The following is a 26,542-nucleotide window of genomic DNA, read 5'->3' as shown; positions in this document are numbered from 1 at the left end:
CGGGTGGCAGTGAGGAGTCGGCCGATGCGCCCGCCCGGGCACCTCTCCAGTGTCCGGACGTGACCACGGCGGGGACAAGAGCCTGTAGCGGACACGTCCGGAAGAGGACACCGCACCCGGGAGCGGATCGCCGGCGCTCCCGCTCGGAGGCGGGCGCGTGCCAGGCTTGCCGCATGGATCTCGAGGTGCGGCCGGGGCTCGTCGTCCCCGCATCGGAGCTGCAGTGGCGGTTCTCGCGCTCCTCCGGGCCCGGCGGGCAGCACGTGAACACCTCCGACAGCCGCGTGCAGCTCACCTGGAGCGTCGAGGAGTCGACGGCCCTCTCGGACGAGCAGCGCTCGCGTCTGCTCGAGCGCCTCGGGCGGCGGCTCGTCTCCGGAGCGGTCACCGTCACGGTGGCGCAGGAGCGCTCGCAGCTGCGCAACCGCGAGACGGCCCTCGAGATGCTCCGCGGGATCATCACCGCGGCCCTCGCGCCGCCCTCCGCCCCGCGGCGCCCGACCCGGCCCACGCGCGGCTCCACCCGCCGGCGGCTCGCCGCGAAGCAGCAGCGCTCCGAGACGAAGCAGCAGCGCCGGCGGCCGCCCGGCGACTGAGCGGAGCCGCGGGGCCCGCCTGGCGGTTGCGCGGAGTCGCAGGGTCCGCCCACAGGCTGCGCGGGGCCACGGGCCCCGGTCGCCCCGGACCCGGCTCAGGGAGTGAAGAACGCCTCGATCGCTGCGGTCAGGCCGACCAGGTCGTCCACGTGGGCGAGCTCGCGCGCCGAGTGCATCGAGAGCAGCGGCACTCCCACGTCGACCGTGGAGATGCCGAGCCGGGTCGCGGTCAGCGGGCCGATCGTGGAGCCGCACGGCACCGAGTTGTTCGAGACGAACTCCTGGTACCCGACCCCGGCGCGCTCGCAGACGCCCGCCCACAGCGCCGCACCGCGCGCATCCGTCGCGTAGCGCTGCGTCGCGTTGATCTTGAGCAGCGGCCCCTTCCCGGCGACCGGCTGGTTCGCCGGGTCGTGCTTCTCGGAGTAGTTGGGGTGCACGGAGTGGCCCGCATCGGCCGAGAGGCACCAGGAGGCGGCGATCGCCCGGGCGCGCTCGTCGACGCCGGCGCCGAGGGCCGTGCCGATGCGCGAGAGGACGTCCTCGAGGAACGGCCCGCTCGCTCCGGACCGGCTCGCCGAGCCGAGCTCCTCGTGGTCGAAGGCGGCGAGCACGCTGATGTGCGCGGGCGGCGCCGCGGGATCGGCGCTCGCCGCGAGGAGCGCGACGAGGCCGGCGTGCACGGAGCTGAGATCGTCCATCCGCCCGGCGGCGAGGAACATCTCGTCGAGGCCGAAGCGGCGCGGCTCCTGCGTGTCGGCGGTGAGCAGGTCGTAGCCGGCGATGTCGGAGGCCTCGTCGAGCCCGGCGTGCGCGGCGAGCAGCTGGAGCAGGTCGACCTCGGAGGCGTCGCCGACGCCGAACACGGGGACGGTGTGCTTCTGGCGGTCGAGGGTGAGGCCCTCGTTCGCCGTGCGGTCGAGGTGGATCGCGAGCTGCGGGATGCGCACCAGCGGGCCGGTCCGGAGCAGGCGCGTCGAGCCGTCGCGGGTGACCACGCGCCCGGCCAGCTCGAGCTCGCGGTCGAGCCAGGAGTTGAGCAGCGGGCCGCCGTAGATCTCGACGCCGGCCTGCAGCCAGCCCTTCGAGCCGATCGTCGGCCGGGGCTTGAGCATGAAGCCGGGGGAGTCGGTGTGGGCGCCCAGGATGCGGAAGGGCGTGGTCGCCCCGGAGCCCTCGGGCAGGTGCCAGGCGATGATCGCGCCGTCGCGGACGACGTAGTACCGGCCGGGCTCCGCGGGCCACGCCTGCGTCTCGTCCAGCCCCGTGAATTCGGCTTCCTCGAGGCGCCGTGCCGCCTCGGCGGCCGCGTGGTACGAGGAGGGGGAGGCGGTCAGGAACTCGGCGAAGTCGGCGATGTGGTCGTCACGCGTGGTCATCCCTCCAGTGAAGCACGCGGCGCGGCCGGGACGGGGAGGGTGCCGGGGGAGCCCCTGCGGCGGCCGTCACGGCCGGGCAGGGGCACCCCGGGGCGGAGGGTCAGCGCCGGGTCAGGTCGACGTCGGCCTCCGCGGCGATCGCCTTGATCAGCGCCGAGGCGTTCTCCCCGCCGAAGCCGGCGGCCATCGCCTCGTCGATGTAGTGGCGGGCCGTCGCGACGCCGGGGACGGGCGCACCGACGCTGTCCGCGTAGGCCTGGATCAGCCCCGCGTCCTTCTGCATCAGCGCGAGGGCGAAGGACGGCGAGTAGTCGCCGGCGAGGACGGAGGGACCGACGCCGTCGAAGATCGGCGACTTGAAGTCGGTGACGGCGAGCACCTCCAGCACCTTGTGCAGGTCGAGCCCGCCCTTCTCGGCGAGGGTGAGCGCCTGGCCGAGCGCGAGCAGCTGCGACGCGACGATCAGGTTGCCGACCAGCTTCATCCGCGCACCGGAGCCGCCGGGGCCGATGTGGTGGACGGTCTCGCTGATCGCCTCGAGCACGGGCCGCGCCTCGGCGAAGACCTCGGCGTCGCCTCCCACGACGACCCAGAGCCCGCCCGCCGCGGCCTCGCCCTTCGAGCCGAACACCGGGGCGTCCAGGAAGCGGACGCCGCGGGCGTCGAACGCCGCGCGCTCCTCGTCGCTGCCCTCGGGGCTGATCGTGGACAGGTCGACGACGATCGTCGACGGATCGACGAGGCCGGCGAGCCCGCCCTCGGCGAGCACGACCTCGCGCACGGCCGTGTCGTCGGCGAAGCAGGAGAGGACGAAGTCCGCGCCCTCCGCCGCGTCGGCGACGGACCCGGCCGTCGCCGCTCCCGCGACCTCGGGGACCGCGCTGCGGTTCCAGACGGTCACGTCGTGCCCCGCCTTCACGAGGTTGTCCGCCATGCCGCGTCCCATGGTCCCCAGTCCGAGGAATCCGATTCTCGCCATCTCAGTGCACCTTCATCTCTGTGTCGGAGGTCGTCTCCGCGGGGAGCTCCGCCCCCTGGTCGGAATTGGCGGCCTTCCAGGACTGGAGGAACCGCAGGTAGGCGGTGGCTCCGGGGTCCTGCAGGCCGATGCTGCGGTCCTGCAGCCACGACGCACGGCCGCGGCGGGACTGCAGCTCCTTCGAGCTGATCACGCCCTGCTCGGCGGCCGCGATCGCCGCGTCGAGGGCGGCGGGGCCGGGCTCCGACGTGCGCAGCGCCTCGGCCGCGGGGAACATCGCGTCGAGGATCGTCTTGTCGCCCACCTGCGACTTGCCCCGCTGGCTGATCGACTCGGCGGCCGCGAGCGCGAAGGCACTGACGTCGTCGGAGTCGATGGTGGCCGCGTCGCCCCAGACCCGGGAGCCGGCGAGCAGCGCGCCCGCGACGAGCGCGGCCATCGTCGACGGGTTCGCGTTGGCGAAGGCCTTGGCGCAGGCGAGCACGACCTCGGTCGGCGTCGCCGTGTCCGGGAGCAGCGCGAGCGCCTCGCGGGCGGCCTTGGCGCCGAGCGACACCGTGATGCCCAGGTCGCCGTCGCCGAGCGCCTGGTCCAGGTCGCCGAGCTCGTCGGCGTGCTCGGGGAAGACGACCAGGCACTTCGCGATCGCAGAGCTGAGTTCGGTTCCGTTCATCGTGATCAGACCTCTCGGAAGAAGGGGGACTGGGCGGGGGCGTTCAGCAGCTCGAGACGCGCGTCGTCGAGGGCGAGGAGCGAGATCGACGCTCCGGCCATCTCGAGGCTGGTCGCGTACTCGCCGATATAGTTCTTCGCGACGGTGACGCCGCGCTCGGCGAGGAGCCCGTGGACCCGCCGGTAGAGCAGGTACAGCTCCTCGAGGGGAGTGGCGCCCATGCCGTTGACGAGCACGGCCACGCGGTCGCCCTCGCCGATGCCGAGGTCGGCGACGAGCCGCTCCGTGAGGTGCTCGGCGATGCTGTCCGCCGACTCGAGGGCGCCGCGGTGGATGCCGGGCTCGCCGTGGATCCCGATCCCGATCTCCATCTCGTCCTCGGCCAGCTCGAAGCTCGGCTTGGCCGTCATCGGGAGGATCGTCGGGGAGAGGCCCACTCCCATGGTCGCCGTGTGCTCGATGACGTCCTCGGCGACGGCCGCGACCTCGTCGAGCGAGTCCCCGCGCTCGGCGGCGGCGCCGGCCGCCTTGAACGCGAAGAAGATCCCGGCGACTCCGCGGCGGTCCGCGGCCCGCTCCTTCGGCTGGCTGGCGACGTCGTCGCGTCCGAGGGCGGTCAGCGTGCGGATCCCCTCGAGCTCGGCCATGTCGACCGAGAGGTCGAAGTTGAAGACGTCGCCGCCGTAGTTGCCGTACAGGTAGAGGACGCCGGCGCCGCCGTCGACGGCCTTGGTCGCCTCCAGGATCTGCGCGGACGACGGCGAGGAGAACACGTTGCCGATGGCGACCGCGTCGCACAGCCCCGTGCCGACGTAGCCCTTGAACAGCGGCAGGTGGCCGGAGCCGCCGCCCGTGACGATCCCGACCTTCCCCGCGACGGGGGCGTCGGCGCGGGCGAGGATCCGCAGGTCGGTGCCCGGCGTCTTCACCAGGGTCGGGTGAGCGAGCAGGATGCCCTCGACGAACTCGTCGACGAAGTCCTTCGGCTCGTTGATGATCTTCTTCACTGGTGCTCCGTTCTGGTGGACGCGTCCACGGTGGGCCGCGCGGGCGCGGGAGGGGTCGGGGCCGTCGCCCGCTGCCGGCGCGGCCGGTTCGCGGTGACGGAGTCGAGGACCATGACGGCGATGAGGAGGACGCCCTGGGCGATGGCGTACTCGTAGGAGGTCAGCCGCAGAGCGGTGAATCCGCTCGAGACGACCTGGAGGGTGAGAGTGGCGAGCACGACTCCGGCGACCGAGGCGAAGCCGCCCGAGGGGTTCGTCCCTCCCAGCACCGCGATGACGATGACGAGCAGCACGTACGAGGAGCCGTAGTCGGCGGACGCGGTGGGGTTGCGGGCGAGGAACAGCACCCCGGCGCCGCCGGCGAGCAGCCCGCCGATCATGTAGCTGCGCGAGAGGACGCTGACGCTGCGGATGCCCGAGAAGCGCGCGGCCTCGGGGTTCGCTCCCTCCAGCTGCACCTTGCGGCCGAGGGAGGTCGTGTTGATCAGCAGGGCGACCGCGACGGCCACCACGAGCAGCACGAGGAACAGCACCGGGACGGGCCCGACGGCCATCATGCCGAAGGTCGTCAGGGCCGACGGTGCTCCGTAGAGCGTGGTCCCGCCGGTCCACACCACCGCGATGCCGTTGAGGATCTGCATGGTGCCGAGGGTCGCCAGGATCGGGGTGATCCCGACGACGCTCACGAGGAAGCCGTTGAGGGCGCCGCAGAGGACTCCGACGACCAGGCCCGCGAGGACGATCGGCACGGTCATCGCCTCCGCGGCGGCGGGGTCGGCGGCGGCGACCTGGGAGTAGATCGTCGCCATCGTCACCGCCGACAGGTTGGCGATCGCCACGAGGGAGAGGTCGATTCCTCCCGTGAGCATGGCGAGCATCATCGCGATGGCGATCACGCCGATCTCGGGAGCCGCGACGCCGATGTTCTGCAGGTTGAGCGGGCTGAGGAACACGCGGGGATTGGCGATCGCGAAGATCGCGACCGCGACGACGAGCGCGATGAGCATCCGGCCCGTCCCGCGGTTGCCCGCGGCGCGCCCGACGACACCGCGGGTGAACGCGTCGAGGCGGTCGTTCATGCGCCGAGTCGGGTGCTCGGAGGTGGTCCGGGATCCGTCGGTCATGATGCGACCCTCGCGCTCTCTCGTTCGTGGCTCACGTCGTCGTCGACGGGCCGGACCCGCTTCGCCTTGCGGCGCGCGGCGATCGCCTGCACGCCGACTCCGACGATCAGCAGGACTCCGACCGCGGCGCGCAGCCAGGCGCTGGGGACGCCGGCGAGCAGCAGGCTGTTGTTGATCACCTGGATCAGGACGACGCCCAGCACCGTGCCGAGCACCGATCCGCGGCCGCCGAAGATCGACGCGCCACCGAGGACGACCGCGGCGATGATGTCGAGCTCGTCGCCCACCAGGTCCTGCGGGTTCGCGCTGCGGCCGAGGACCATGTGCGCGATCCCGGCCAGGGCGGCGAGGACGCCGACGAGGACGTAGACCGAGAGCTGGGTCCTGACCACGCGGAAGCCCGCCCGGCGGGCGGCCTCGATGTCGCCGCCGATCGCGTAGAGCGAGCGTCCGAACATCGTGCGCGTCAGCATCAGCCAGACCACGACCGCGAGCACGACGGCGAGCAGCGTCATCAGGTGGAGGGCCGCGCGGCCGCCCGAGGTCGCCACGTCGACGACGTTGACCGAGGAGAGCGCCGCGAGCGACGGGGGCAGCTGCGCGTAGTACTGGGCGCCGACGAAGGTGTACATCACCCCGACGAACACGCCCTGCGTGCCGAGCGTGACGATCAGCGTGGGAAGCCGGAACCGCGCGATCACGAACCCGTTGACCAGGCCGAGCACCGCGCCGATCACCACGGCCATCGCGATGATCGCGAGCGCAGGGAGGTCCTGCCCGGTGGCGAGGGTGACGCTGACCGCCGTGTAGGCCGAGAAGATCGCGACGGCCGCGAACGAGACGTCGATGCCTCCGGAGACGATGACGATCAGGACCGCGAGCGCGAAGATCAGCGGCACGGTGGCGCTGCGGAGGATCGACAGGCCCGTCGTCGCGCTGAAGAAGACCGGGTTCACGGCCGTCATGACGATCACGAGGGCGACCAGGACCAGGGCGAGGACGCCCTCGTTGTTCGCGCCTCGGAGGGATCGGAGCGTGGACACGTCAGACCGCCATTCTGTTCTGGAGGTTCTCGGCGGTGATCTCGTCGCCGCGGAGCTCGTGGGCGATGCGGCCGCGGGCGACGACCAGCACGCGATGGCAGCAGGCGACCAGCTCGGGGGCGTCGTCCGAGATCACGACGACGGCCATCCCGCGGGCGGCCTCGCGCCGCAGCAGCTCGAGGATCTGCGACTTGGAGCCGACGTCGACTCCGACCGTGGGTCCGTTGAGGATCAGCACCTTCGGGTCGGTCGCCAGCCACTTCGCGATCACCACGCGCTGCGCGTTCCCTCCCGAGAGGGAGCGGACGGGCGCCTGGGGGTTCGGGGCCTTGATGGACAGCTCGGCGAAGAGCCGGTCGATGGTCGCGCGGATCCGCCGCTTGTCGAGCGAGCGCCACGGCGTGCGGTGCGCGTCGAGGGAGCCCGCGATGATGTTGTCCGCGATCGGCTTCTCCAGGAAGAGGCCCTGCGAGAGGCGGTCCTCCGGCACGTAGCCGATCCCGGCGCGGACGGCGTCGCGGATGCTCCGCACCGCGGTGGGCGCTCCGTCCACGGCGATGATCCCGGAGGCGGCGGGCTGGGAGCCGAAGACGGCCTCCGCGATCTCGGTGCGGCCCGAGCCCAGGAGCCCGGTGATGCCGAGGATCTCGCCCGGGCGCACCGAGAACGAGACGTCGTGGAAGGCGCCGGGGCGGGAGAGGCCGACGACCTCGAGCATCGGGGGCGCCGACTCGTCGAGCGTGCTCACGATCCGCGACTCGTCGAGCTCGCGGCCGGTCATGTGCTCGGCGATGGAGCGACGGTCGAAGTCGGCGACGGGGCCGCTGGTGACCACGCGGCCGGAGCGCATGATCGTCACCCGCTGCGAGATCTCGAGGACCTCCTCGAGCTTGTGCGAGACGAACGCGAGCGCGACGCCGCGGCTGCGCAGCCGCTCCACGATCGTGAACAGCCGCGCCACCTCGGTGTGCGTCAGCGCGGTGGTGGGCTCGTCCATGATGATGACGCGCGCGTCGTTGACGAGGGCGCGGCAGATCGCGGTGAGCTGCTTGTCGGCGACCGAGAGGTCGGCGACGTCGGCGTCGAGGTCCAGGTCGAGCTGCAGCTCGTCGACGATGGCCTTCGCCCGGGGGCGCGCGGTGCCGGCGCGGTAGAGGCGGTGCTTCGCCGCGACGGCCGAGGTCAGCACGATGTTCTCGGCGACCGTGAGGTTGGGGAAGAGCGAGAAGTCCTGGTAGATGACCTGGATCCCGCTCGTGATCGCGGAGGTGGTGTCCATCCGGGAGCGGGTGTCCCCGTCGATGGAGATCTCGCCCGCGTCGGGGCGCTCGGCCCCGGAGATGATCTTGATCAGGGTGGACTTGCCGCAGCCGTTCTCGCCGGCGAGGCAGTGCACCTCGCCGGGGATCAGGTCGAGCGAGACGCCGTCGAGGGCGGTGACGCCGCCGAATCGCTTGGTGATGCCGCGGGCGCTGAGGATCGGGGCGGTGGTGCCGGGGGGAGCGTCGGTCATCATCGACCTTCCTGAGGGTGCTCCGGGGCGCGCGGGCGGCGCGCCCCGGAGCGGGGGTGGAGGGGGATCAGAAGTCGTACTGCGCGGCGGTCTCCGCGTCGGCCGCGACGGACGCGTTCCCGACGAAGACGTTGTCGAACCCGTCGAGCTTCTTGAGCGAGTCGTAGCCCTCCACGCCGAGGTCGGTTCCCTCGGTGATCTCGCCGCCGTCGGCGAGGATCTTCGCGATCGACAGCTGGGCCTCACCGGCGAGGGCCGGGTCCCAGAAGAAGATCTTGTCGATGGAGCCGTCGGCCAGGTACTGGTTGGCCACCGACGGGATCGAGGTGCCCATCACGCACACCTGGTCCTGGAGGCCCGCCTCCTGCACCGCGCGCGCGATGCCGGGGACGTCGTTGCCGGCGGAGCCCTGGAAGCCCGCGATGTCGGGGTACTTCGCGAGGATCTCCTTCGCGCGCTCGTACGCCGTCTCCTGGTTGTCGGTGCTCTCGATGGGGGTCTCGACGCGCGTCATGCCGGGGGAGTCGGCCTGCTGCGTCTCGTACGCCGCCTCGACCCACTCCATGTGGGTCTTCGCGGTCAGGCCGCCGACGAACTGGACGTACTTCCCCTCGCCGCCCATGCACTCCGAGAGGTTGTCCATGATCTCGGAGCCGTAGGACGCGTTGTCGAAGGCCTCGATGTCGACGTCGACGTTCTCGATGCCGGACGCCTCGTGCGAGACGACGATGATGCCCTGCTGGCGGGCCTGGGCGAGCACGTTGCTGAGCGACTCGGGCGAGTTCGGGACGACCGTGATGGCCGTCGGGCGCTGCGCGATCAGGTCCTGCACGATCGCGGTCTGCTTCTCGGGGCTGACGTCGTCGGCGCCCTCCTGGCGGGCGTCGATCCCGGTCTCGTCGGCGAAGTCCTGCACGCCGACGGCCATGCGCTGGAACCACGGGATGGTCTGCGCCTTGACGACGGTCACCATGACCATCTCGCCGGGGGCGGCCGAGCCTCCGCTGCCGGCGGCGGTGTCGGAGCCGGCGCCGGCGCCGACGGTCGTGCATCCGGTGAGGAGGATTGCGGCGCCCGCTGCGAGCGTCATGCCTCGGAAAAGTCGAGAGCGGTCCATTCGTTGACTCCTTCGTGAACGAGAGGATGGCGGCCGTTCGGCCCTCATCCGGTGCGGTGTTCTGACGCTGCTGTGTCGGAATCCGTCGCAGGAGCCCGACGCTAATCGCTGATCGAGCACTCCGTCAAGCGATAACGCGCAGATGGCTGCACTCTTTCGCGCATAGGGCGTGGGAAGCGCGCGAATCGCGCATCGCGGGCGCAGCTGGTGCGTTCGACCGCGCAGATCCGCCGCGCACCGGGCGGTCGGGACGCGCAGCCGCCCGCGCACGCGCGCAATCTGCGCGTTTCCGCGCGCCGTCTGCGCCTTCTCCCCGCTCCGCCCCGTAGCCTCGACGGAGGCGAGACCAGGATCGAGGTGTGGGATGTCCCGTCAAGCAGAGATCGTCGACGCCCTCCAGGACGGCGGCTTCCAGTCGGTGCGAGACCTCGCGGAGCGGTTCGACGTCACTCCGTCGACCATCCGTCGCGACCTCGAGCGGCTCGAGGCGATGGACCTGGTCAAGCGCACGCACGGAGGCGCGATCCCGGTGAAGCAGTCCGAGACTCCGCACCACTTCAAGGAGGAGCTGCACCGCAGTGAGAAGGCGGCGATCGGGCGGGCGATGGCCGAGCGCGTCCTCGAGGGGCAGACGATCCTCCTCGACGGGGGCACCACGACGCTCGAGGTCGCGCGGCACCTCGAGAACCAGCGCCTCACCGTCGTGACCGGCGACCTGCGGGTCGCCCTCGCCGTCGCCCGCAAGCAGACGATCCACCTCGTCTTCATCGGGGGCGAGCTCCTGCCGAACGCCTTCTCGATGTGGGGGCCGACCTCGGTGCAGCAGCTCTCGAACCTGCGGGTGGACGTCGCGATCTTCGGGGCCGACACCGTGGGCGACGACGGCATCTACAGCACCACCAGCTACGAGCTCGAGCTCAAGCGGCTGATGATGGCGTCCGCGCGCGAGGCGTTCTTCGTCGCCGACAGCTCGAAGTTCGGGCGGGAGGCGCTGTTCAAGGTCTTCGGCACGGAGGACTTCACCGCGGGGATCACCGACAGCCTGCTCGACCCGCTGCGGGCGTCGCACTTCCCCGTGCCGCTCATCCAGGCGTCGATCCTCCCGCCCGACGGCAGGCGCGCCTAGCCGCGAGGCCCGCGTCTCTGCGGGACGGAGGCGCCGTCGTCCCCGCGGCGGGACGGCGCTCGTCACTCCTGTGGTGGAAGCGCGCCCGTCACTCCTGCGTGACCGTCACTCCTGCGCGGCCGCCGCGAGGGCGCGGTCGAGCCAGTCCGCGAGCAGCAGGCGCTCCGCGGGCGTGAGACCGGCGAGCTCCGGTGCGAGGGCCCGGACGCCGACGAGGGCGGTGAGCCGCCCGCCGTCGCCGGGGGAGGGCGGGTCGGCGAGGATCCCCGCGAGCACGCTGTCGAGCGCGGCGTCGGCGAGACCGGGGTCGCGGTCGGCGGCGGGGGTGGAGAGCAGGGTGGTGACCACGCCGGTGCCCGCCGCCTGGATGAGGCCGACGGCGCGCTCCTCCGGCACGCGGAGGCGGCCCTCGGCGGCCACGCGCTGCACGCGGGCGGCGAGGACCCGCCGCCCGGAGAGGGCGGCCGGCGATCCGGAGGCGCGGCCCGGATCGCTGAGGAGGCGGAAGAGCGCGGGGTTGGCCAGGCCGAACTCCACCTGCGCGGCCCAGCCCGAGCGCAGGTCCTCGACCGGGTCGACGCCGCCGGCGACGGCCGCCTCGACCGTCCGCGCCTTGGAGTCGACCCAGGTGGCCAGCACGTGCTCCGCGACCGCCTCGAGCAGGCCGTCCTTGTCGCCGAAGAGGCGGTAGATCGCCGGGGCCTGCAGCCCGGCCGCCTGGGCGACCGCTCGCGTGGTGACGGAGGCGGGGCCCTCGTCGCGGAGGAGGCCGGCGGCCGCCTCGACGATGCGCAGGCGCGTGTCGGTCGGAGGAGTGGAGCTGGTCACGTATCGACGGTAGCGCACGGTTGCTATCAAGGGAATTCCGTGGTTATCTTCGTCGTGGTATCGCTGATACCCCTCATCGGAAGGCTCTCCCCATGATCATCGTGACCGGTGCCACCGGCGCTCTGAACGGCGCCACCGTCGACCACCTCCTCGACTCCGTCCCCGCCTCCGGAATCGCCGTCGTCGCCCGCGACGCCTCGAAGGCCGCCCGCTTCGCGGAGCGCGGAGTGGAGGTGCGCGTCGGCGACTACGCCGACCCCGCCTCCCTCCCGGCCGCCTTCGACGGAGCGGATCAGCTGCTCCTCGTCTCCTCGAGCGACCCGCGGGCCGACGCCGTCGCCCTGCACCGCACCGCCGTCGAGGCGGCCGTCGCGGCCGGAGTCGGACGGGTCCTCTACACGAGCCACCAGGGCGCCGCCGCCGACACCCCCTTCGGCCCGGGCCGGGACCACGCGGCGACCGAGCGCCTGCTCGCCGAGTCCGGACTCGCCTGGACGTCGCTCCGCAACGGCTTCTACGCGCACAGCCTGGGTCTGTTCCTCGGACCGTGGCGGGAGACCGGCATGATCGAGGTCCCCTCGGACGGTCGCGTCTCGTGGACGGCCCGCGAGGACGAGTCGGAGGCGGCTGCCCGGCTCCTCCTCTCGGGGAGCCGGGCCGACGGGCCGGTCACGCTGACCGCGACGGAGGCTCCGACGTTCGAGGAGATCGCCGGGATCGCGGCCGAGGTCGGCGGGCGGCCCGTCGAGCTGCGCGTCCTCGGCGACGACGAGTGGGTCGCCGCGCGCGTCGCGGCGGGTCAGCCCGAGTTCCTCGTGCGCTTCACCCTCGGGATGCACCAGGCGGCCGAGCGCGGCTTCTTCGCGGGCACCGGCCCCGAGCTCGGGCGCCTCCTCGGACGCGAGCCGCGCAGCGTCCGCGACCTGCTCGAAGCCGGACCGGCAGCCGTCGCCGGATGACGCCGGGCGGGCCGACCCGGGCCCCCGCTCGCGTACCGAGGCGCCGCGCCGTCCGTCGAAGCGCCGCCGACGGAGCGGCGTCTCGGCGTCAGGGCGGTTTCCCGGCTCCCCCGCACGACGACGGGAGCCCGCCGCACCGGTGAGGTGCGACGGGCTCCCGGGGAGTGCCGTGCGTCAGCCGCAGCTGCGCGCGCTGTAGGGCGCGGTGGCCGTGGCCGTGACGGTCTTGCCGCCGACCGTGGCCGTGCCGGTGACCGTCGCCTCGCCTGCGGCGAGCTGCGTCGAGCGCACCGTGAACGCGGCGGAGCCGGAGGCGCCCGGCTTCACGCCGGCGATCGTCTTCACGCCCTCCGGGGTGCTGATCGAGACGTCCATCGGCACCGTGTCTCCGTTCCTGCCGACGACCGTCAGCACGACCTTGCCGGCGACGCAGCGCGACGTGGCGGTCGCGCTCACCTTCAGCGAGGACTGCACGGTGACCGTGACCTGCACCGGCATGCGCGACGCGTCCTGCGCGACGCCCGAGACCGTGAAGGTCCCGGCCGTGGCGTAGGCGGCGGGAGCGGCGGCGTCCCAGGCCACGTCGACCGTGCTGGTGGTGCCGGCGGCGGTCGTGATCGTGGCGCGGGGCAGGACCGGCGCGGTGCCGGCCGTGGTCGTCGCGGTCAGCGGAGCGACCGAGGCGACGGCCAGGCCGGGGGCGTAGCCCTCGAGCACCTTCTGGTACTCGGAGCGCGTCACCGGGATGACCGTGCCGTGGCGCGGCTTGCCGCCGTCGGCGTTCTGCGGCAGGCCCGTGCGGAGCTTCGCTCCGAGCGGCTGCCAGGAGTCGCCGTTCGCGAGGTCGTCGGTGCCGAACGGGATGTAGTGGTTCGGCCCGTCGTGGTAGTTCGGCTGGTCGATGAAGAGGAACCAGTCGAGGCCGTTCACGTCGCCCTCGTTGGCGGGGAAGACGTTGGGGCCCTCGCCGCTGGTGAAGGTCTTCCCGGGCTCGCCGTTGGGCAGGCCCGAGGCCACCTTCTCCTTGACTAGCGACCACTCGTCCGCCGGTCCGCCGGTGCCGGGCAGCGAGCCCGAGACGGTGGCCAGCAGGTCGGTGCTCTTCTCCTCGCGGAGGGTCATCGACGCCTCGTCCTTGGTGAAGCGGTAGTAGGTGTCGCCGTCCTTCGCGACCGTCGAGTCGATGGTGCCCTTGCCGGCGCCGCGCTTGACGTCGATCCACGGCTTCGCCTCCGAGAAGGAGGTGAAGTCCTCGGTCGTCGCGTACATCATCTGGTTGTAGGTGACGGAGGCGCGGTCGGCCGTGTTCGTGGTCGGGTACATGTTCGAGGCCCAGAACACGACGTAGGTCTGGAGCTCATCGTCCCAGTACGCCTCGGGGGCCCAGGTGTTGCCGGCGAAGTCGGTGGAGACCTTGACGTGGCGCTGGGCGGACCAGTTCACCAGGTCGGTCGACTCCCAGACCTCGATGTACTTCGAGCCCGACTTCTGCGCGGTGTCGAAGCCGCCGGGGAGGCCGTCGATCTTCAGGTCGGTGGCGAGCATGAAGAACTTGTCGCCCTCGTGCGAGCGGATGATGAACGGGTCGCGCAGGCCCATCGTCCCCAGGTTCGAGGTGAAGACCGGCTTGCCGCCGTTCAGCGTGTTCCAGCTCAGCGCGTCGTTGCCCTTCGAGGCGGCGAGGCTGATGCGCTCGGCGCCGTCGCCCTCTCCGGTGAAGAACGCCCAGACGTACGCCTCGGTGTCGTCGGTGCCGGCGGGGAGCGGCTGCACCCGGAGGGTGAAGTCGCGGGTCCGGGTGGTGGATCCGCTGGTCGCGGTCGCGCGGACGACCACGTCGATCGCGGGGCTCCCGGTCGCGGGGCGGTCGACGTCGATGGTGCGGGTGCCGGCGGCGCTGCCGTCGCGGACGGTCGCTCCGCTCGGGCTGACGACGCTCCAGGCGATGCTCGAGCCGAGCGTGCCGGTGGTGGGCACCGAGACGTTCGTCCGGATGTCGCCGACGTTCGGGATGGCGATCGCGGCGAGGTCGCGCTGGACCTTCGTCGCGTCGTCCAGCTGCGCGGCGACGCGCACCGCGTAGTCGACCGAGCGGGTCTCGGTGCCGACCCTGTAGGTGGCGGTGAGGGTGGCGGTGGCGTCCGGCTGTCCCGCGGCGGGGCGCGTGACGGTCGCGGTGCCGCCGGTGATCGCGACGGCCGCGCTGTTCGACGTCCAGGTGATGCCGACGCCGCTGGCGGTGGTGGGCACCGTGAAGCCGGCGGTCGCCTCCGTGGGCACCGTGACCGACGCGACGGCGCGGTCGAGGGCCTGCGAGGAGTAGAGCGCCTGCACGGAGCTGCTGCTGAGGGCGCTGTCGTAGACGGCGAAGTCGTCCATCTCGCCGTTCCAGCCCGGGTCGTTGTAGGTCGAGCGCGCGATGTACGCGACGAGCGACGGGCCGAACGAGGAGACGTCGCGGGCGATCGTGCTCTGCGAGATCTGCGCGCCGTTGACGTACACGGTGAGCTTGCCGGTCGAGCCGTCGATGACGGTCGTGTAGAGCGAGAGGCCCGAGGGGGTGCGCGCGCCGACGGTCGGGGTGCCCGTCGCCCCGGCGCCGACCTCGGTGTTGTAGGGAGCGCCCGCGTTGACCGAGTTGGTGACGACCGACTTGGTGTAGCCGGAGAGGTTGCTCGGGTTGAGCAGCCAGTAGCCGGAGGAGAACGAGGCGCCGGAGGCGACGGGCGCTCCGACGAACGCGGCGGCGACGTTGCCGGTGCCGCCCTTGTGGGCGAGCCAGGTGGAGAAGGTCAGGTCCTTCTTGCCGACGAGGCCGGCGGTGGGGATCTCGAGGTAGGGGGCGGCCGCGGCGGATCCGCCGGGGAGGCTGATGAGCCCGTTGCGGAACTGGGCTCCGGAGCCGCGCAGCGTCGCGCTGTAGCCGTTGCCGCTGGTGTCGGCGACCGTGGTGCCGGTGGGGGCGGTGTCGAACGTGTAGTGGAGGAGCGGGGTCTCGGTGGCTCCGAAGGCGGAGCTGGGGACCGTGGCGCCGAGCAGCGCCGTGGCGGCGACGGTCGCGACCGCCAGAGCGGTCCTCACCGCCGATCGTGATCGTCTCATGCAGATAGGCCCTCGTGATCGGGTGCGGCGTCGACGCACGATCCGCAGGGCCGCGGAGGTGTGCGTCTTCGCACGGTATGTGAACGTGAACATCCTAGATCGCGGTGCCGGATCCTGACCAGTCCCCGGGAGAGGTCTGCGGGCTCGTGCAGACGTCGGCCGGACGCGCGCGGTTCCTCGCCTCTCGACCGAGGGGCCCTCCTCTCCGCCGACGTTCTGCCGGAGCCGGCCGGGTGGCACGATGTCCGCATGGCCTCCGACCGCCCCGTCCTGCTCGTCGTCGACGTCGCCGACGGCGGCCGCGAGGATCCCGAGTTCGAGATCGAGCTGCAGCTGCTGACCGCGAGCGTCGTCTCGGCCGCCACCGCCGCGGGCTTCGTGGTCGACCGCGTCCCTGCCGAGCAGGCCGGCGCCGCCGAGCTCGAGCGCCGGCTCGCCGCCGCCGACGCCGTCGTGGTCACCGGAGGGGAGGACGTCGACCCGTCCCTCTACGGCGGCCGGCCCGACGACCCGCACCGAGGCCAGTCCTTCCCCGCGGCCGATCGCGCGCAGATCGCGCTCGTCCGCCGGGCCGTCGAGACGCGGACCCCGCTGGTCGGGATCTGCCGCGGGATGCAGCTGGTCAACGTCGCCCTCGGCGGCGACCTCGTGCAGCACCTGCCCGGCGCGGGTCACGTCGGCCGGTCGGTCCCCGGCGAGCACCTGTCCGGGATGGTCGACCACCGCGTGGCGCTCGAGCCGGGCAGCGCCCTCGCTCGCATCCTCGGCGCCGCCGAGCTCGACGTCCGCAGCTCCCACCACCAGGCCGTCGACCGTCCCGGCGAGGGCCTCGTCGTGGTCGGCCGCGCCGACGACGGCACCGTCGAGGCCCTCGAGCACGAGTCCGCGCCGCTCTGGTGCGTGCAGTGGCACCCGGAGGACGCGGGCTCGCGCGGCACCGTGCTCACGGACCTGCTCGAGGCGGCGCTCGCCGCGACCGCTACTTGATCGACCCGCGCATCACTCCGCTGACCACCCAGCGCTGCGCGAAGAGGTACACGATCAGCAGCGGCGCCATCGCCATCAGGTAGGACGCGAAGGCGACGGTGTAGTTCGTGTTGAACTGCCCCTGGAAGACGTACTCGGCCAGCGGCAGGGTGCGGGCGGACGGGTCCGAGAGCACCACGAGCGGCAGGATGAAGTCGTTCCACGCCCACACGCAGGTCAGGATCCCGACGGTCGCGTTCATCGGGCCGAGCAGCGGGAAGATCACCTGCCAGTAGGTCCGCCAGGTCGAGGCGCCGTCGGTGCGCGCCGCTTCCTCGAGCTCGATGGGGATCGAGCGGATGAAGGCCGTGTAGATGAACGTGTTGATCGAGAGCCCGAACACGGCGTAGAGCAGGATCAGCCCGGCCTGGTTGTCCAGGCCCAGCAGGGCCGTCTCCTTCACCACCGGCAGCATGATGATCGGGAACGGCACGAAGACCGCGGCGAGCAGGTAGAAGTAGACGCCCTTGAAGAACGGCCTGTGCATGTTCCGGGCGACCGCGTAGGCGACCATCGAGTTCGAGAACAGCGTCAGCACGACGGCTCCGACCGTGATCAGCGCGGTGTTCACGAAGGCCTGGGGGAAGCGGGTCGCCGTCCACGCCTCGGCGAAGTTGCCCCACGAGATCGAGGTCGGCAGCTCGAACCCGGTGCCGCCGAGCTGGTCGGGCGTCTTCAGCGCGGTCACGACGGCGAAGTAGAGCGGCAGGAGGATCGTCAGCGAGCAGACCGCGATGAGCGCGGTCGCCCACCAGTTGATCCGGTAGGTGTCGCGGGAGGGCCGGCGCCGCCCCTCGGGCTCGCCGAGGGCGATCGCGGTCGTGGGGGTGATGGTCGATGTCATCAGAACGACGCCTCTCTGCGGCTGAGGACTCGGAACTGGATCAGCGAGACCACGATGATGATGAGGAAGTAGAGGACGGCGTTGGCCGTCTGATAGGCGTACTCGCCGCCCTGGAAGCCGCCGCGGTAGATCAGCAGCGTGATCGACTCCGTCGAGGTGCCGGGACCGCCGTTGGTGAGGGCGATGATGTGGTCGAACACCTGGAGGAAGTTCTTCATCGAGATGACCATGTTGATCGTGAAGAAGGAGGCGATCAGCGGGAACGTGATCGAGGTGAACTGCCGCCACCTCCCCGCTCCGTCGAGCGAGGTCGCCTCGTAGAGCTCGCCCGGGATCGTCTGGAGTCCGGCGAGGTAGATGATGATCGAGAAGGCCGAGGCCTGCCAGACCGCCAGCACCACGATCGCCACCCACGCCCAGTCGGCGTTCGCGAGGATGTTCTCGCCGATCACCGGGATCGCGCCGAGGATCTGCGGCAGCGAGTTCGCGAAGAGGTACTGGAACACGTAGCCGATGACCAGGGTCGAGAGCACGTAGGGGATGAAGTAGATCCCGCGGAACGCCGTCTGGAACTTGATCCGCGCGTTGAGGGCGACGGCGATGGCGAGCGAGATCACGTTCACCAGCACGGTCGCCACGATCGCGAAGCCGAAGGTGAACCCGTAGGCCTTCCAGACGCGGTCGTCCTGGAGGAGCGCGAGGTAGTTCGAGGCGCCGATCAGGTCCCAGGAGCCGTAGCCCGCGTAGTCCGTGAAGCTGAAGAAGATTCCGGTGAGGACCGGGACCGTGTGGAGCACGAAGAAGAGCAGGACGGCGGGGACCGTCATCCAGTAGAAGGTCTTCGAGGTGCGGCCGATGGTGCGCTTGCGGCGCGCGGGCGGCGGAGGAGTGGTCGCCACCGCCTGCGCGGCGGCCGTCGTGGTCGTGGTCATGGGGTCACTTCCTGGTCGTGCGTGCCGCGACTTTGCGCCACTCACTGTCGAGGGTCCGGAGCGCCGCGTCGGCGTCCCCGCTGGCGAGGAACGCCTGGAGCGTGGGGTTGAGCGGGATGCTCGCGGGGATCTGGTGGTCGACGAAGCCGATCAGCCGTCCCTGCTCGAAGTAGGGCTGCAGCTCGGCCAGCGTGGGGTCCGAGTTGGGTGCGGCGCCGACCAGCGGCGAGAAGGCGGCCTGGCTCGCGACGTACGGCTCGACGACTCCGGGGGTCAGCAGGAAGTCGACGAAGCGGCGGGCCGCGTCGAGCTTCGGAGTGCCGCGGCCGATGGCGACGGCCACGTCGACGCCCGAGGTGACCCGCGTGTCCGCCGGGTCGTCGAGCACCGGGTAGGGGAAGACGCCGAGGTCGATGTCCGGGTTGTTCGTGCGCACCGGGTTGATCGCCCAGATGCCCTGCGGGTACATGGCCGCCTCGCCCGCGGCGAAGGCCTGGTTGCCGTCGTCGTAGCCGCGGCCGAACGAGCCCTCCTGCGTGTACGAGAAGAGCTGCCCGAGCCGCTCCATCGTCGTCGCGTAGTCCTTCGAGAACGAGACGGGGGAGTCGGGGCCGAGCGCCGCTCCCTCCTCGCGCATCGCGTCGAAGAAGCCGTCCGGCTGCAGCTGCCCGCCGAGCGCGTTGAAGGCGGGGGCGCCGGTCCAGTTGTCGAGCAGGGCGCCGTAGAAGGGAGTGATCCCGGCGGCGGTGAGCGTCTCGCAGACGGCGATCAGCTCGTCCCAGGTGGTCGGCACCTCGATCCCGTTCTCGGCGAAGATCGTGCGGTTGTAGAGGATCCCGTCCGCGTTGTTCGCGAAGGCGAGCGCGTTCACCTCGTTCCCCTCGAAGCTGCCGAGGGCGGCGAGGATGTCGAGGGCCGCCGGGTTCACCCGCTCGACCAGCTCGTCGCCGGTGAAGTCGTGGAACACGCCGGCCTTCGCGAGGTCGGCGTAGTAGCCGCTGCCGTTCAGGGTCAGCACGTCCGGCACCTTGTCCTTGACGAGCAGGGTGCGGATGGCCGTGTCGGGGTCGGGCACGTTGTTGGCGATGACCCGGATGTCCGGGTTGGCCGCCTCGAACTCGCGGATGATCCGCGCGAAGTCCTCCACCGCCTCCGCCTTGAACTGGAAGAAGTCGAGCGTGGTCACTCCGTCGCCGGCGCCGGGGGAGGCGCAGGAGGCGAGGGCGGCGGCGGACGCCGCGGCGAGCGGCACCGAGAGGAACAGCCGCCGGGAGAACCCGGGGGGATGCGGATGAGCGGACATGCGGCGCCTCCTTGCGCGTGGGGACAGGTCTCAGGGCGCGCTCGACCGCGGAGGGCGGTGAGCACGAGCACGACGAGCTGCTCCGGATCGAGGACGGGAGCCTGGAGCCCGACGGTGCCCAGCACGCGGCCGCGGAGCGCGGTCCCGTGCTCGGCCCAGCCGAGCGGCGACTGCCCGGGGCCGCCGAGCGGCGACGTGACCGGGGCGAGCGCCACGGAGTAGGTGCGCTCCGGGTCCAGGCCCGGGAGCGTGATCCGGCCGGGCGGGTAGGTCTCGCCGGTGCGCAGCTGGGTGAAGGTGAAGAGGGCGGCGGAGCGGTCGACGGCGACGACTCCGGAGAGCGAGGCGGCGTCGTCGGCGAGGTCGGCGCGCACGACCGTCCCGGTGTGCAGCAGCGCCCGGTGCTCGCGGTGGAAGGCGACCCAGGCGGTCAGCTCCTCCTCGACGGCGGGGGCGAGATCCGAGACGTCCCACTCGATGCCGAGGTGGCCGGGCAGCGCGGTGCCGGCGCGGAAGGCGAGCGAGTGGGTGCGCTGCGTCGAGTGCGACCGCGGCCCTCCGATGTGCTGCCCCATCAGCTCGGGCGGCACCACCAGCTGGGTGAAGGGCTGGATGGTCTGCCGCTCGAGCGGGTCGATGCAGTCGCTCGTCCAGATGCGGTCGGTGCGGGCGAGGATCCCGAGGTCGACGCGGGCGCCCCCGGAGGCGCACGACTCGATCTCGACGCCGGGATGCCGGGACCGCAGCTCGTCGAGCAGGCGGTAGAGCGCGAGGACGTTCTCGTGGACGGCGGAGCGGCCGGTGGCGGGCGAGACCGCCTCGATGACGTCGCGGTTGTGGTCCCACTTGAGGTACGCGATCGGGTACTCGGTCAGCAGCGCGTCGAGGGCGTCGAGCACGTGCTCGAACGCGCCGCGCTGCGAGAGGTCGAGGACCTGCTGCTGCCGCCCCGAGGCCGGGAGGTGGCCGGCCGGGCCGAGGATCCACTCCGGGTGCGCGCGCGCCAGGTCGGAGTCGGGGCTGATCATCTCGGGCTCCACCCAGAGGCCGAACTGCATGCCCAGGCCGGTGACGACGTCCGTCAGCGGAGTGAGGCCCTCCGGCCAGACCGAAGGGTCGACGGTCCAGTCGCCGAGCGCCGCGGTGTCGTCGCGGCGGCCGAGGAACCAGCCGTCGTCGAGCACGAAGCGCTCGACCCCGATCCGCGCGGCCCGCTCGGCGAGGGCGGTGAGGCGAGCGAGGTCGTGGTCGAAGTAGACGGCCTCCCAGGTGTTGAGGGTGACGGGCCGCGGAGCGACGGGGTGCTGCGGGCGGGCGCGGAGCGACGCGTGGAACCGGGCCTGCAGAGCGCTGAGCCCGTCGCCCCAGGAGCCGTAGGCGACCGGGGTCTCGTAGCTCTCGCCCTGCGCGAGCTCGATCTCGGCGGGCCGCAGCAGCTCGCCGGCCGCGAGGAGCGAGACGCCCTCGACGGTGCGCTCGGCGCGGAGCGAGGTGTCGCCGCTCCAGCCGAGGTGGACGCCGTGCACGAGCCCGCGCTCCCAGCCGAAGCCGGGCGTGCCCGCGGCGAGGAGGAGGGTCGCGTCGGCGCCGGGGCGGCCGCGGCGGGTGCGGCGGGTGTGCTCGCCGATGGTCAGTGGGCGGCGCTGCGGGTGGCGCTCGCGGAGGTGGTGCCCGGTGGTGTCGAGGATCTCGCGCGCGGTCGCGGGGAGCGGGAAGCCGAGCTCGAAGCGCTCGAGGCGGAACGGGCGGGCGTCGAGGTTCTCGACCCGGGCGCGCTGGGTGAGCAGGCCGGCCGCATCGACCTCGAGGTCCACGGTCAGCCGGACGCCCGCGCCCGTGGCGACGGTCCGGAGGGCGGAGCCGAGCGCCTCGATGCTCTCGACCTCGAACCGCTCCGACGCGGCCGCGCGCTCGTGGGTGCCCTCGAAGGTGGGGGCGTGCTGCCAGCCGTCGGCTTCGACGGCGACGAGGCCGAACGGCGCGAAGGCGTCGAGTCCGCCCGAGACGCGCTGGGGGAGGGCGGCGTCGGCGAGGGCGGATAGTTCGGCGGCGGAAAGATCTCCGAGCGCGGCGCCCCAGTGCACGATCGTGGGGAAGGTGACGAGGCGGGCGTCGACGACGACGCTGGTGCCCCCGTCCTGCAGGTGGAAGAGGCGCGATTCCCGGCCGGAGAGGGTCACGGAGTCGTTCGTGGGGGCGATGCTGCGGTGCATGGCTTATTTCTAGAGCAGAAGTAATAGGGGTGTCAAGAGCGGCAGGAGTGGCCGGATCCGTTCCTGGTTCGGCGCAGTGCCGATAGCTTTGTACCAGGCCGGAAAGAAGGAGCCCCGTGACCGACACCATCGTCGCCGAGGACGCCTCCGGGAGCTCCTCCGAGCTCCTGGCGCGCGAGGTCCTGATCCACGGTCCCGTCTCGCGGGCCGAGCTCGGCCGCCGCCTCGGCCTCTCGCCCGCCAGCCTGACCCGGCTCGCGCGCCCGTTCCTCGACGGCGGCCTGGTCGTCGAGGGCCCCGAGCAGAGCACCGGAGTCGGCCGCCCCGCCCGGCCGCTCGACATCCGCGCCGACGCGCTGAGCTTCGCGGGCGTGAAGATCACCGGCACCGAGGTCCTCGCCGTCCGCACCGACCTGCGCGCGCGGACCGAGCGGGAGCTGGTCCGCCCGCTGCCGGGCACGGAGCCCGCCGACGTGATCGCCGCGATCGTCTCGGTCGTCGACGAGCTCGGCGGCCCCTCCGCTTTCGCCGGCCTGGGCGTGACGCTCGGCGGGAGCATCGGCGCCGACGGCCGGGTGAGCCGCGCGCCGTTCCTCGGCTGGCGCGACGTCGACCTCGCCGCTCCGCTCTCGGCCGCCCTCGGGCTGCCGGTCGCCCTCGAGAACGACGTGGTCGCGCTCACGGGAGCCGAGCACTGGTTCGGGCGCGGCCGCGGCATCCCGCACTTCGCGGTGCTCACGGTCGGCGCGGGCGTCGGCTACGGACTGGTGGTGCACGACCGGGTGGTCGCGCCCCCGGAGGCGGGGCTCGGCCTGGGCGGCCACTACCCGCTGGATCCCACCGGCCCCGTCTGCGAGGCCGGCCACCGCGGCTGCTCGACCGCGATGCTCAGCCTGCCCTCGCTCCTCCGCCAGCTCTTCGTCGCCACCGGCCGCGAGCTGACCCTGGCCGAGGGCTTCGCCGCCGCTCGCGCGGGCGACCCCGGTGCCGAGCGCATCCTCGCCGACTCCGGCACGGCGCTCGGGACGATGATCGCCGCGATCGGCAACCTCTCGATGTCCGGCACGGTGATCCTGGCCGGGGAGGGTGTCGCCCTCTACTCGGAGCAGGCCGCGGTGGTGGAGGCCGCGATCGCGGCCACGCGCGACCCGGACGCTCCGCCCCTGGCGCTGCTCGTCGACGACGGCGGGCTCGTGGAGTGGGCGCGCGGCGCGGCGGCCGTCGCGATCCAGCGGCTGCTGCCGCGGATCGCGCTCGGGACGCTGGGGTAGCGGGGCGCGGGGCGCGGGTGCTCGGGGTGACGGGCTGGCGGGTCTCCGCGCCCAGTGGGCCGTCGGCACGCTCGCCCGGCGGATCTCAGCGCCGCGCGGAGGCTCGGGATGTCGACCCGGCGGGTGTCCGCTCCGGGCGGGTGCTGGGACGCCGGCCTCGCGGGCTAGGCGCCGAGCGCCGAGCCGGGCAGGTCGCTCTGCAGGCCGTCGACGATCCGGCCGAACGCCGCGATCGCCTGGTCGTCGCCGAGACGGCCGGAGTCGACTCCTCCGGCGATGCGCAGGACCTCTGCCCGGCGCTCCGCCCGCTCCACCGCGTCGAGCCCGGAGGCCCCGATCGCTGCGGATGCGCGCACTCGCGCGACGATCGTGCCGACGTGCCATCTGCCGCGTGCCATCTGTCTCCTCCTGAAGTCCCCGACCTTCTTCGGAGGGGACGCACACCCGGATGGGTGCGCGTCCCCGCGTCCTCACCCCCTGTCGCTCCGGCGATGCGTCACGAACGGTCGTCATCCGCCCGCCGTGGCGACCGTTCGTGACGCATCGATCGAGCTGGGGAGGCGGAGCGCCCGCTCGCGGAGAGGGGGCCGGGGCGCCAGAATGACGGCGAGCGGAGGGAGGCACGATGCGACGCCTCCGCGCCCTCGCCACCGCGCTGCTCCTCCTGCCCGCCCTCGCGGCCTGCGCGCCGGGAGGCGCGACGGGCGCCCCGAGCGGCACCGCGGCGGCCACCGTGGCTGCGACCACCGCCACCCCGTCTCAGGCCACCCCCGACCCGGCCCGCTCCTCCGCCGCGTCCGCCCCGGCTCCCGGGGTCACCGTCTCCGTCCAGCAGAACCGCTCCGACATCGCCGGCGGCACCATGGCCTTCGAGGTCCACAACGGCAGCGGCGCCCCGATCGAGGTCACCGCGGCCCGCCTCACCGACCCGCGCCTGGCCGCCCCGCTCACCTGGACCGGCGGCACGGGCGTCCCCGACGGGACCTCGCGAGACCTCCGGGTCGACGTGCCCGAGCCCGCCTGCCCTGCCGCGGAGGCGCCCACCGCGCTCGAGGTCGTCCTCGCCATCGACGGCCACGGCGAGCACGCGTACCCCGCCGACGACCCGTTCTCGTTCGTCGACGCTCTCGCCCGGTCCGGCTGCTTCGCCCGCACCGTCGACGCCGACCTCGCCCTGCGGATCGACACGTCCGGAGGCGCCGCGCACGAGCCGGCGCGCCTCACGATCACCGCCGACGTCCGCGGCGCCCCGATCGTGCTCCGCAGCGTCGACGCCACGATCCTGCTGCAGCCGCCCGACGCCGCCGACGCCTGGACCCTCGACCGCTCCGTGCCCGCCGGGACCCTCGGCTCCGTGGTCCTGGACGCCGTTCCCACCCGCTGCGACACCCACGCGCTCGCCGAGGACAAGGTCGGCACGCGCCTGCCGGTCACCGTCGAGACCGCGGGCCGGCAGGGCACCGTCGTCGTCGCCGCGACCCCCGAGCAGAAGGGCGAGCTCTACGCGTTCATCACCGCGTACTGCGCGTCCTGAGCAGGGGTGGCGGGCGGTCCGGGGACGCGGACGTCGGCGCCGCGGACGCGTCTCGCCGTCCATCTCGGCCGTCACTCGCCGCCGCTCGCCCGCATCGGCAGGTTGCGCCGTCGGCCGCGCCGAGTCCCGCCCGCCGTGGGACGAGCCCGGCCTGCCCCGCCCGGCTCGGCTCGGCTCGGCTCAGCCCACTCGACTCAGCTCAGCCCGGTTCAGCCAGCACCCCGCTCCATTGCGCGCGCCCCAGCCGCGCCCGTCCGCTTCACGCCGGCGCCGTGCTCAGCGCCTGCAGCCCCGTCACCCGCAGCAGGTCGAGCCGCGCCTCGTCCTCGCTGCCCGGCGCCACCGTGTAGACGACGATCCGCAGGTCGGTGCCCGGAGCCGTGAGCACGTCGCAGTCGATCGTGATCGGTCCGACGGGCGTCCGCGTCACCGTCTTCCGGCTCGCGCGGTGCTCGGCGATGCGCGCCTCCGCCCAGCGCCGCTCGAACTCGGGCGACTCCTCGCGCAGCCGGGCGACGAGGGCGGCGAGCGTCGGATCGCGCGGGTAGCGCCCGGTCGCCGCGCGCAGGTCGGCCGCGAGGTCGCTCGCGAAGTCCTCCTCGTGCTGCGCGTCGAACTCGGTGCCCGCGTGTCCGGAGGTGAAGTGCCGCCAGACGAGGTTCCGCTCCAGCCCGGTGAACACCGAGGGGTCGCCGTTCAGGGCGGCCCAGAGCGGGTTCCACAGCAGGATGTCGTGGGCCGCCGTGAACACCGCGAGCGGCACGTCGCCCAGGCGGTCGACGATCCGCTGCACGCCCGGGCTCACGTGCTGCGGCACGACGCCCGGCGAGGGGACGGCGGCACCGGCGACCCGGTAGAGGTGGTCGCGCTCGCTGTCCGTGAGCCGGAGCGCGACCGCGAGCGAGCGGAGCATCGACGGCGACGGGTTCCGCGCGCGTCCCTGCTCGAGCCGCACCAGGTAGTCGACGCTCACGCCCGAGAGCGCCGCCAGCTCCTCGCGGCGCAGGCCCGTGGCGCGGCGGCCCGAGCCCGCGGGCAGGCCGACGTCGGCGGGACGGATGCGGTCGCGCCACGAGCGCAGCACCGTGGCGAACTCCTCCATGCCGCCCATCCTCCTCCGCCCGCCGTCGCCGAGCCAGGTACTGACGGTCCCCCCGTCGAGCGCGGCCTGGTCGAGGCCCGACCACCCGCGCAGGATGGGCGCATGACCACGACACTCATTACCGGAGCGAACCGCTCCCTCGGCCTCGAGACCGCCCGCCGACTCCTCGAGGCGGGCCACACCGTCTACGCCGGCATGCGCGACACCGCCGACGGCGACGCCGCCCGCGCGCTCGGCGCCCACCCCGTGCGCCTCGACGTCACCGATCAGGCGAGCGTCGACTCCGCGATCGCCTCCCTGCCCGGGCTCGACGTGCTCGTCAACAACGCCGGCGTGCTCGGCACCTCGTTCGGCGTCGACGACCTCACCCCGGAGGCGATGGCGGGCGTCCTCGAGACGAACGTCGTCGGCATCGTCCGCGTCACGCAGGCCGCGCTCCCGCTGCTGCGGGCCTCCGCGGCCCCGGTCGTCGTGAACGTTGCGTCCGGAGTCGGCTGGCCGCGCTGGCTGAGCACCGAGGGCCACGACGAGTTCCCCGTCACCGCGATCCCCTACGCGGCGTCGAAGGCGGCGGTCGTCGCGCTCACCGTGCAGTACGCGAAGAACCTGCCGGCGATGCGGATCAACGCGAGCGACCCCGGATACACCGCGACCGACTTCAACGGACACGGCGGGCACCAGACCGTCACCGAGGGCACGGACGCGACCGTCGCGCTCGCCCTGCTCGGCTCCGACGGGCCGACGGGCGAGTTCCACGACCGGCGCGGGCGCATCGAGTACTGAGCGGCGGGGAGGGCGGGCGCGACGGTCGCGTCCGTGCCCTCGGTGACGGTCTGGTGCCCGCCGTGTCCGCTGAAGTCGGTCGCGGTAT

At 72.8% G+C, this 26,542-nt stretch carries 23 protein-coding genes; 7 read left to right on the top strand and 16 right to left on the bottom strand.

Features of this window, described 5'->3' with window-relative positions; all coding sequences use genetic code 11:
• Positions 1-173 precede the first annotated feature (173 nt).
• Positions 174-596 (top strand): alternative ribosome rescue aminoacyl-tRNA hydrolase ArfB, encoded by a 423-nt coding sequence (arfB, locus tag C5C49_RS05825; protein ID WP_104257473.1) that lies wholly within the window; start codon positions 174-176, stop codon positions 594-596.
• Positions 597-691: 95 nt separating this feature from the next.
• Here arfB and C5C49_RS05820 read toward each other — a convergent pair whose 3' ends face one another.
• The 8 genes from C5C49_RS05820 to C5C49_RS05785 all read right to left on the bottom strand — a co-directional run bounded on the left by C5C49_RS05820 (position 692) and on the right by C5C49_RS05785 (position 9,404).
• Positions 692-1,975 (bottom strand): M18 family aminopeptidase, encoded by a 1,284-nt coding sequence (locus C5C49_RS05820; protein WP_104345667.1) that lies wholly within the window; start codon positions 1,973-1,975, stop codon positions 692-694.
• Positions 1,976-2,075: 100 nt separating this feature from the next.
• Positions 2,076-2,954 carry an NAD(P)-dependent oxidoreductase gene (locus C5C49_RS05815; RefSeq protein WP_104345666.1) on the bottom strand — a complete coding sequence of 293 codons (879 nt, stop codon included), beginning with the start codon at positions 2,952-2,954 and terminating at the stop codon, positions 2,076-2,078.
• 1 nt (position 2,955) lies between these two features.
• Positions 2,956-3,627 (bottom strand): DAK2 domain-containing protein, encoded by a 672-nt coding sequence (locus C5C49_RS05810; protein ID WP_104345665.1) that lies wholly within the window; start codon positions 3,625-3,627, stop codon positions 2,956-2,958.
• A gap of 5 nt (positions 3,628-3,632) precedes the next feature.
• Positions 3,633-4,634 carry a dihydroxyacetone kinase subunit DhaK gene (locus C5C49_RS05805; RefSeq protein WP_104238142.1) on the bottom strand — a complete coding sequence of 334 codons (1,002 nt, stop codon included), beginning with the start codon at positions 4,632-4,634 and terminating at the stop codon, positions 3,633-3,635.
• The gene (locus C5C49_RS05800; protein WP_258068395.1) at positions 4,631-5,758 is read right to left on the bottom strand and encodes an ABC transporter permease; all 1,128 of its coding nucleotides are present in this window, start codon (positions 5,756-5,758) and stop codon (positions 4,631-4,633) included. Before C5C49_RS05800 ends, C5C49_RS05805 begins: the two co-directional genes overlap by 4 nt.
• The gene (locus C5C49_RS05795) at positions 5,755-6,801 is read right to left on the bottom strand and encodes an ABC transporter permease (RefSeq protein ID WP_244229522.1); all 1,047 of its coding nucleotides are present in this window, start codon (positions 6,799-6,801) and stop codon (positions 5,755-5,757) included. Before C5C49_RS05795 ends, C5C49_RS05800 begins: the two co-directional genes overlap by 4 nt.
• A 1-nt stretch (position 6,802) precedes the next feature.
• The gene (locus C5C49_RS05790) at positions 6,803-8,314 is read right to left on the bottom strand and encodes a sugar ABC transporter ATP-binding protein (RefSeq protein WP_104328618.1); all 1,512 of its coding nucleotides are present in this window, start codon (positions 8,312-8,314) and stop codon (positions 6,803-6,805) included.
• A gap of 67 nt (positions 8,315-8,381) precedes the next feature.
• On the bottom strand, positions 8,382-9,404 hold the full coding sequence (locus C5C49_RS05785; RefSeq protein WP_258068394.1) for an autoinducer 2 ABC transporter substrate-binding protein: 1,023 nt from the start codon (positions 9,402-9,404) through the stop codon (positions 8,382-8,384).
• A 391-nt stretch (positions 9,405-9,795) separates the two neighbouring features.
• On the opposite strand from C5C49_RS05785, the gene C5C49_RS05780 reads away from it, so the two are divergent.
• A complete protein-coding gene (locus C5C49_RS05780) occupies positions 9,796-10,557 on the top strand; it encodes a DeoR/GlpR family DNA-binding transcription regulator (protein WP_104238145.1) in 762 nt (253 codons plus the stop codon).
• 105 nt (positions 10,558-10,662) lie between these two features.
• On the opposite strand, the gene C5C49_RS05775 is transcribed toward C5C49_RS05780, so the two are convergent.
• On the bottom strand, positions 10,663-11,385 hold the full coding sequence (locus C5C49_RS05775) for a TetR/AcrR family transcriptional regulator (RefSeq protein ID WP_219814572.1): 723 nt from the start codon (positions 11,383-11,385) through the stop codon (positions 10,663-10,665).
• A 92-nt stretch (positions 11,386-11,477) separates the two neighbouring features.
• On the opposite strand from C5C49_RS05775, the gene C5C49_RS05770 reads away from it, so the two are divergent.
• Positions 11,478-12,344, top strand: coding sequence for an NAD(P)H-binding protein (locus C5C49_RS05770; protein WP_104345661.1), 867 nt, complete (start codon positions 11,478-11,480; stop codon positions 12,342-12,344).
• 174 nt (positions 12,345-12,518) lie between these two features.
• Here the strand turns inward: C5C49_RS05770 and C5C49_RS05765 are convergent, their stop codons facing one another.
• Positions 12,519-15,425, bottom strand: a complete 2,907-nt coding sequence (locus tag C5C49_RS05765; RefSeq protein ID WP_181135716.1) for an immunoglobulin-like domain-containing protein — start codon at positions 15,423-15,425, stop codon at positions 12,519-12,521.
• Positions 15,426-15,695: 270 nt separating this feature from the next.
• Between C5C49_RS05765 and C5C49_RS05760 the strand changes: the two genes are divergently transcribed.
• Positions 15,696-16,433: a gamma-glutamyl-gamma-aminobutyrate hydrolase family protein gene (locus C5C49_RS05760; protein ID WP_104255231.1), complete on the top strand. Its 738-nt coding sequence runs from the start codon at positions 15,696-15,698 to the stop codon at positions 16,431-16,433.
• Here the strand turns inward: C5C49_RS05760 and C5C49_RS05755 are convergent.
• From C5C49_RS05755 to C5C49_RS05740, 4 genes are read right to left on the bottom strand one after another with little or no spacing between them, the layout of a single operon-like run.
• Complete coding sequence (locus C5C49_RS05755) at positions 16,426-17,316, bottom strand: carbohydrate ABC transporter permease (protein WP_347877594.1); 891 nt, start codon at positions 17,314-17,316, stop codon at positions 16,426-16,428. The genes C5C49_RS05760 and C5C49_RS05755 overlap by 8 nt on opposite strands.
• Positions 17,316-18,248: a carbohydrate ABC transporter permease gene (locus C5C49_RS05750; protein ID WP_104225874.1), complete on the bottom strand. Its 933-nt coding sequence runs from the start codon at positions 18,246-18,248 to the stop codon at positions 17,316-17,318. Before C5C49_RS05750 ends, C5C49_RS05755 begins: the two co-directional genes overlap by 1 nt.
• A 4-nt stretch (positions 18,249-18,252) precedes the next feature.
• A complete protein-coding gene (locus C5C49_RS17305) occupies positions 18,253-19,500 on the bottom strand; it encodes an ABC transporter substrate-binding protein (RefSeq protein ID WP_258068401.1) in 1,248 nt (415 codons plus the stop codon).
• On the bottom strand, positions 19,431-21,764 hold the full coding sequence (locus C5C49_RS05740) for an alpha-galactosidase (RefSeq protein WP_104345658.1): 2,334 nt from the start codon (positions 21,762-21,764) through the stop codon (positions 19,431-19,433). The genes C5C49_RS17305 and C5C49_RS05740 overlap by 70 nt, the downstream gene beginning before the upstream one ends.
• Before the next feature lie 116 nt (positions 21,765-21,880).
• On the opposite strand from C5C49_RS05740, the gene C5C49_RS05735 reads away from it, so the two are divergent.
• Complete coding sequence (locus C5C49_RS05735) at positions 21,881-23,035, top strand: ROK family transcriptional regulator (protein ID WP_104345657.1); 1,155 nt, start codon at positions 21,881-21,883, stop codon at positions 23,033-23,035.
• A gap of 164 nt (positions 23,036-23,199) precedes the next feature.
• Here C5C49_RS05735 and C5C49_RS05730 read toward each other — a convergent pair whose 3' ends face one another.
• The gene (locus C5C49_RS05730; RefSeq protein WP_104224027.1) at positions 23,200-23,433 is read right to left on the bottom strand and encodes a hypothetical protein; all 234 of its coding nucleotides are present in this window, start codon (positions 23,431-23,433) and stop codon (positions 23,200-23,202) included.
• A gap of 227 nt (positions 23,434-23,660) precedes the next feature.
• Here C5C49_RS05730 and C5C49_RS05725 point away from each other — a divergent pair, with 227 nt between their 5' ends.
• A complete protein-coding gene (locus tag C5C49_RS05725; RefSeq protein ID WP_104345656.1) occupies positions 23,661-24,569 on the top strand; it encodes a hypothetical protein in 909 nt (302 codons plus the stop codon).
• A gap of 259 nt (positions 24,570-24,828) precedes the next feature.
• Here the strand turns inward: C5C49_RS05725 and C5C49_RS05720 are convergent, their stop codons facing one another.
• Positions 24,829-25,671 carry a helix-turn-helix transcriptional regulator gene (locus C5C49_RS05720; RefSeq protein WP_104345655.1) on the bottom strand — a complete coding sequence of 281 codons (843 nt, stop codon included), beginning with the start codon at positions 25,669-25,671 and terminating at the stop codon, positions 24,829-24,831.
• 102 nt (positions 25,672-25,773) lie between these two features.
• Between C5C49_RS05720 and C5C49_RS05715 the strand changes: the two genes are divergently transcribed.
• A complete protein-coding gene (locus tag C5C49_RS05715; protein ID WP_104227483.1) occupies positions 25,774-26,454 on the top strand; it encodes an SDR family NAD(P)-dependent oxidoreductase in 681 nt (226 codons plus the stop codon).
• The last annotated feature ends 88 nt before the right edge of the window (positions 26,455-26,542 follow it).

Origin of the sequence: Rathayibacter sp. AY1E2 (assembly GCF_002932325.1) — a bacterium.
Taxonomy (GTDB): Bacteria; Actinomycetota; Actinomycetes; order Actinomycetales; family Microbacteriaceae; genus Rathayibacter.
Note: the sequence above shows the minus strand (reverse complement) of the source record. Positions and strands in the feature narration are given on the sequence as shown.

Excerpts from the sequence above, each read along its gene's own strand:
- arfB (WP_104257473.1), top strand. The coding sequence starts at position 174 with ATGGATCTCGAGGTGCGGCCGGGGCTCGTCGTCCCCGCATCGGAGCTG.
- C5C49_RS05820 (WP_104345667.1), bottom strand. The coding sequence starts at position 1,975 with ATGACCACGCGTGACGACCACATCGCCGACTTCGCCGAGTTCCTGACC.
- C5C49_RS05815 (WP_104345666.1), bottom strand. The coding sequence starts at position 2,954 with ATGGCGAGAATCGGATTCCTCGGACTGGGGACCATGGGACGCGGCATG.
- C5C49_RS05810 (WP_104345665.1), bottom strand. The coding sequence starts at position 3,627 with ATGAACGGAACCGAACTCAGCTCTGCGATCGCGAAGTGCCTGGTCGTC.
- C5C49_RS05800 (WP_258068395.1), bottom strand. The coding sequence starts at position 5,758 with ATGACCGACGGATCCCGGACCACCTCCGAGCACCCGACTCGGCGCATG.
- C5C49_RS05790 (WP_104328618.1), bottom strand. The coding sequence starts at position 8,314 with ATGACCGACGCTCCCCCCGGCACCACCGCCCCGATCCTCAGCGCCCGC.
- C5C49_RS05785 (WP_258068394.1), bottom strand. The coding sequence starts at position 9,404 with ATGACGCTCGCAGCGGGCGCCGCAATCCTCCTCACCGGATGCACGACC.
- C5C49_RS05780 (WP_104238145.1), top strand. The coding sequence starts at position 9,796 with ATGTCCCGTCAAGCAGAGATCGTCGACGCCCTCCAGGACGGCGGCTTC.
- C5C49_RS05770 (WP_104345661.1), top strand. The coding sequence starts at position 11,478 with ATGATCATCGTGACCGGTGCCACCGGCGCTCTGAACGGCGCCACCGTC.
- C5C49_RS05760 (WP_104255231.1), top strand. The coding sequence starts at position 15,696 with ATGGCCTCCGACCGCCCCGTCCTGCTCGTCGTCGACGTCGCCGACGGC.
- C5C49_RS05755 (WP_347877594.1), bottom strand. The coding sequence starts at position 17,316 with ATGACATCGACCATCACCCCCACGACCGCGATCGCCCTCGGCGAGCCC.
- C5C49_RS05750 (WP_104225874.1), bottom strand. The coding sequence starts at position 18,248 with ATGACCACGACCACGACGGCCGCCGCGCAGGCGGTGGCGACCACTCCT.
- C5C49_RS05740 (WP_104345658.1), bottom strand. The coding sequence starts at position 21,764 with ATGCACCGCAGCATCGCCCCCACGAACGACTCCGTGACCCTCTCCGGC.
- C5C49_RS05730 (WP_104224027.1), bottom strand. The coding sequence starts at position 23,433 with ATGGCACGCGGCAGATGGCACGTCGGCACGATCGTCGCGCGAGTGCGC.
- C5C49_RS05725 (WP_104345656.1), top strand. The coding sequence starts at position 23,661 with ATGCGACGCCTCCGCGCCCTCGCCACCGCGCTGCTCCTCCTGCCCGCC.
- C5C49_RS05720 (WP_104345655.1), bottom strand. The coding sequence starts at position 25,671 with ATGGAGGAGTTCGCCACGGTGCTGCGCTCGTGGCGCGACCGCATCCGT.
- C5C49_RS05715 (WP_104227483.1), top strand. The coding sequence starts at position 25,774 with ATGACCACGACACTCATTACCGGAGCGAACCGCTCCCTCGGCCTCGAG.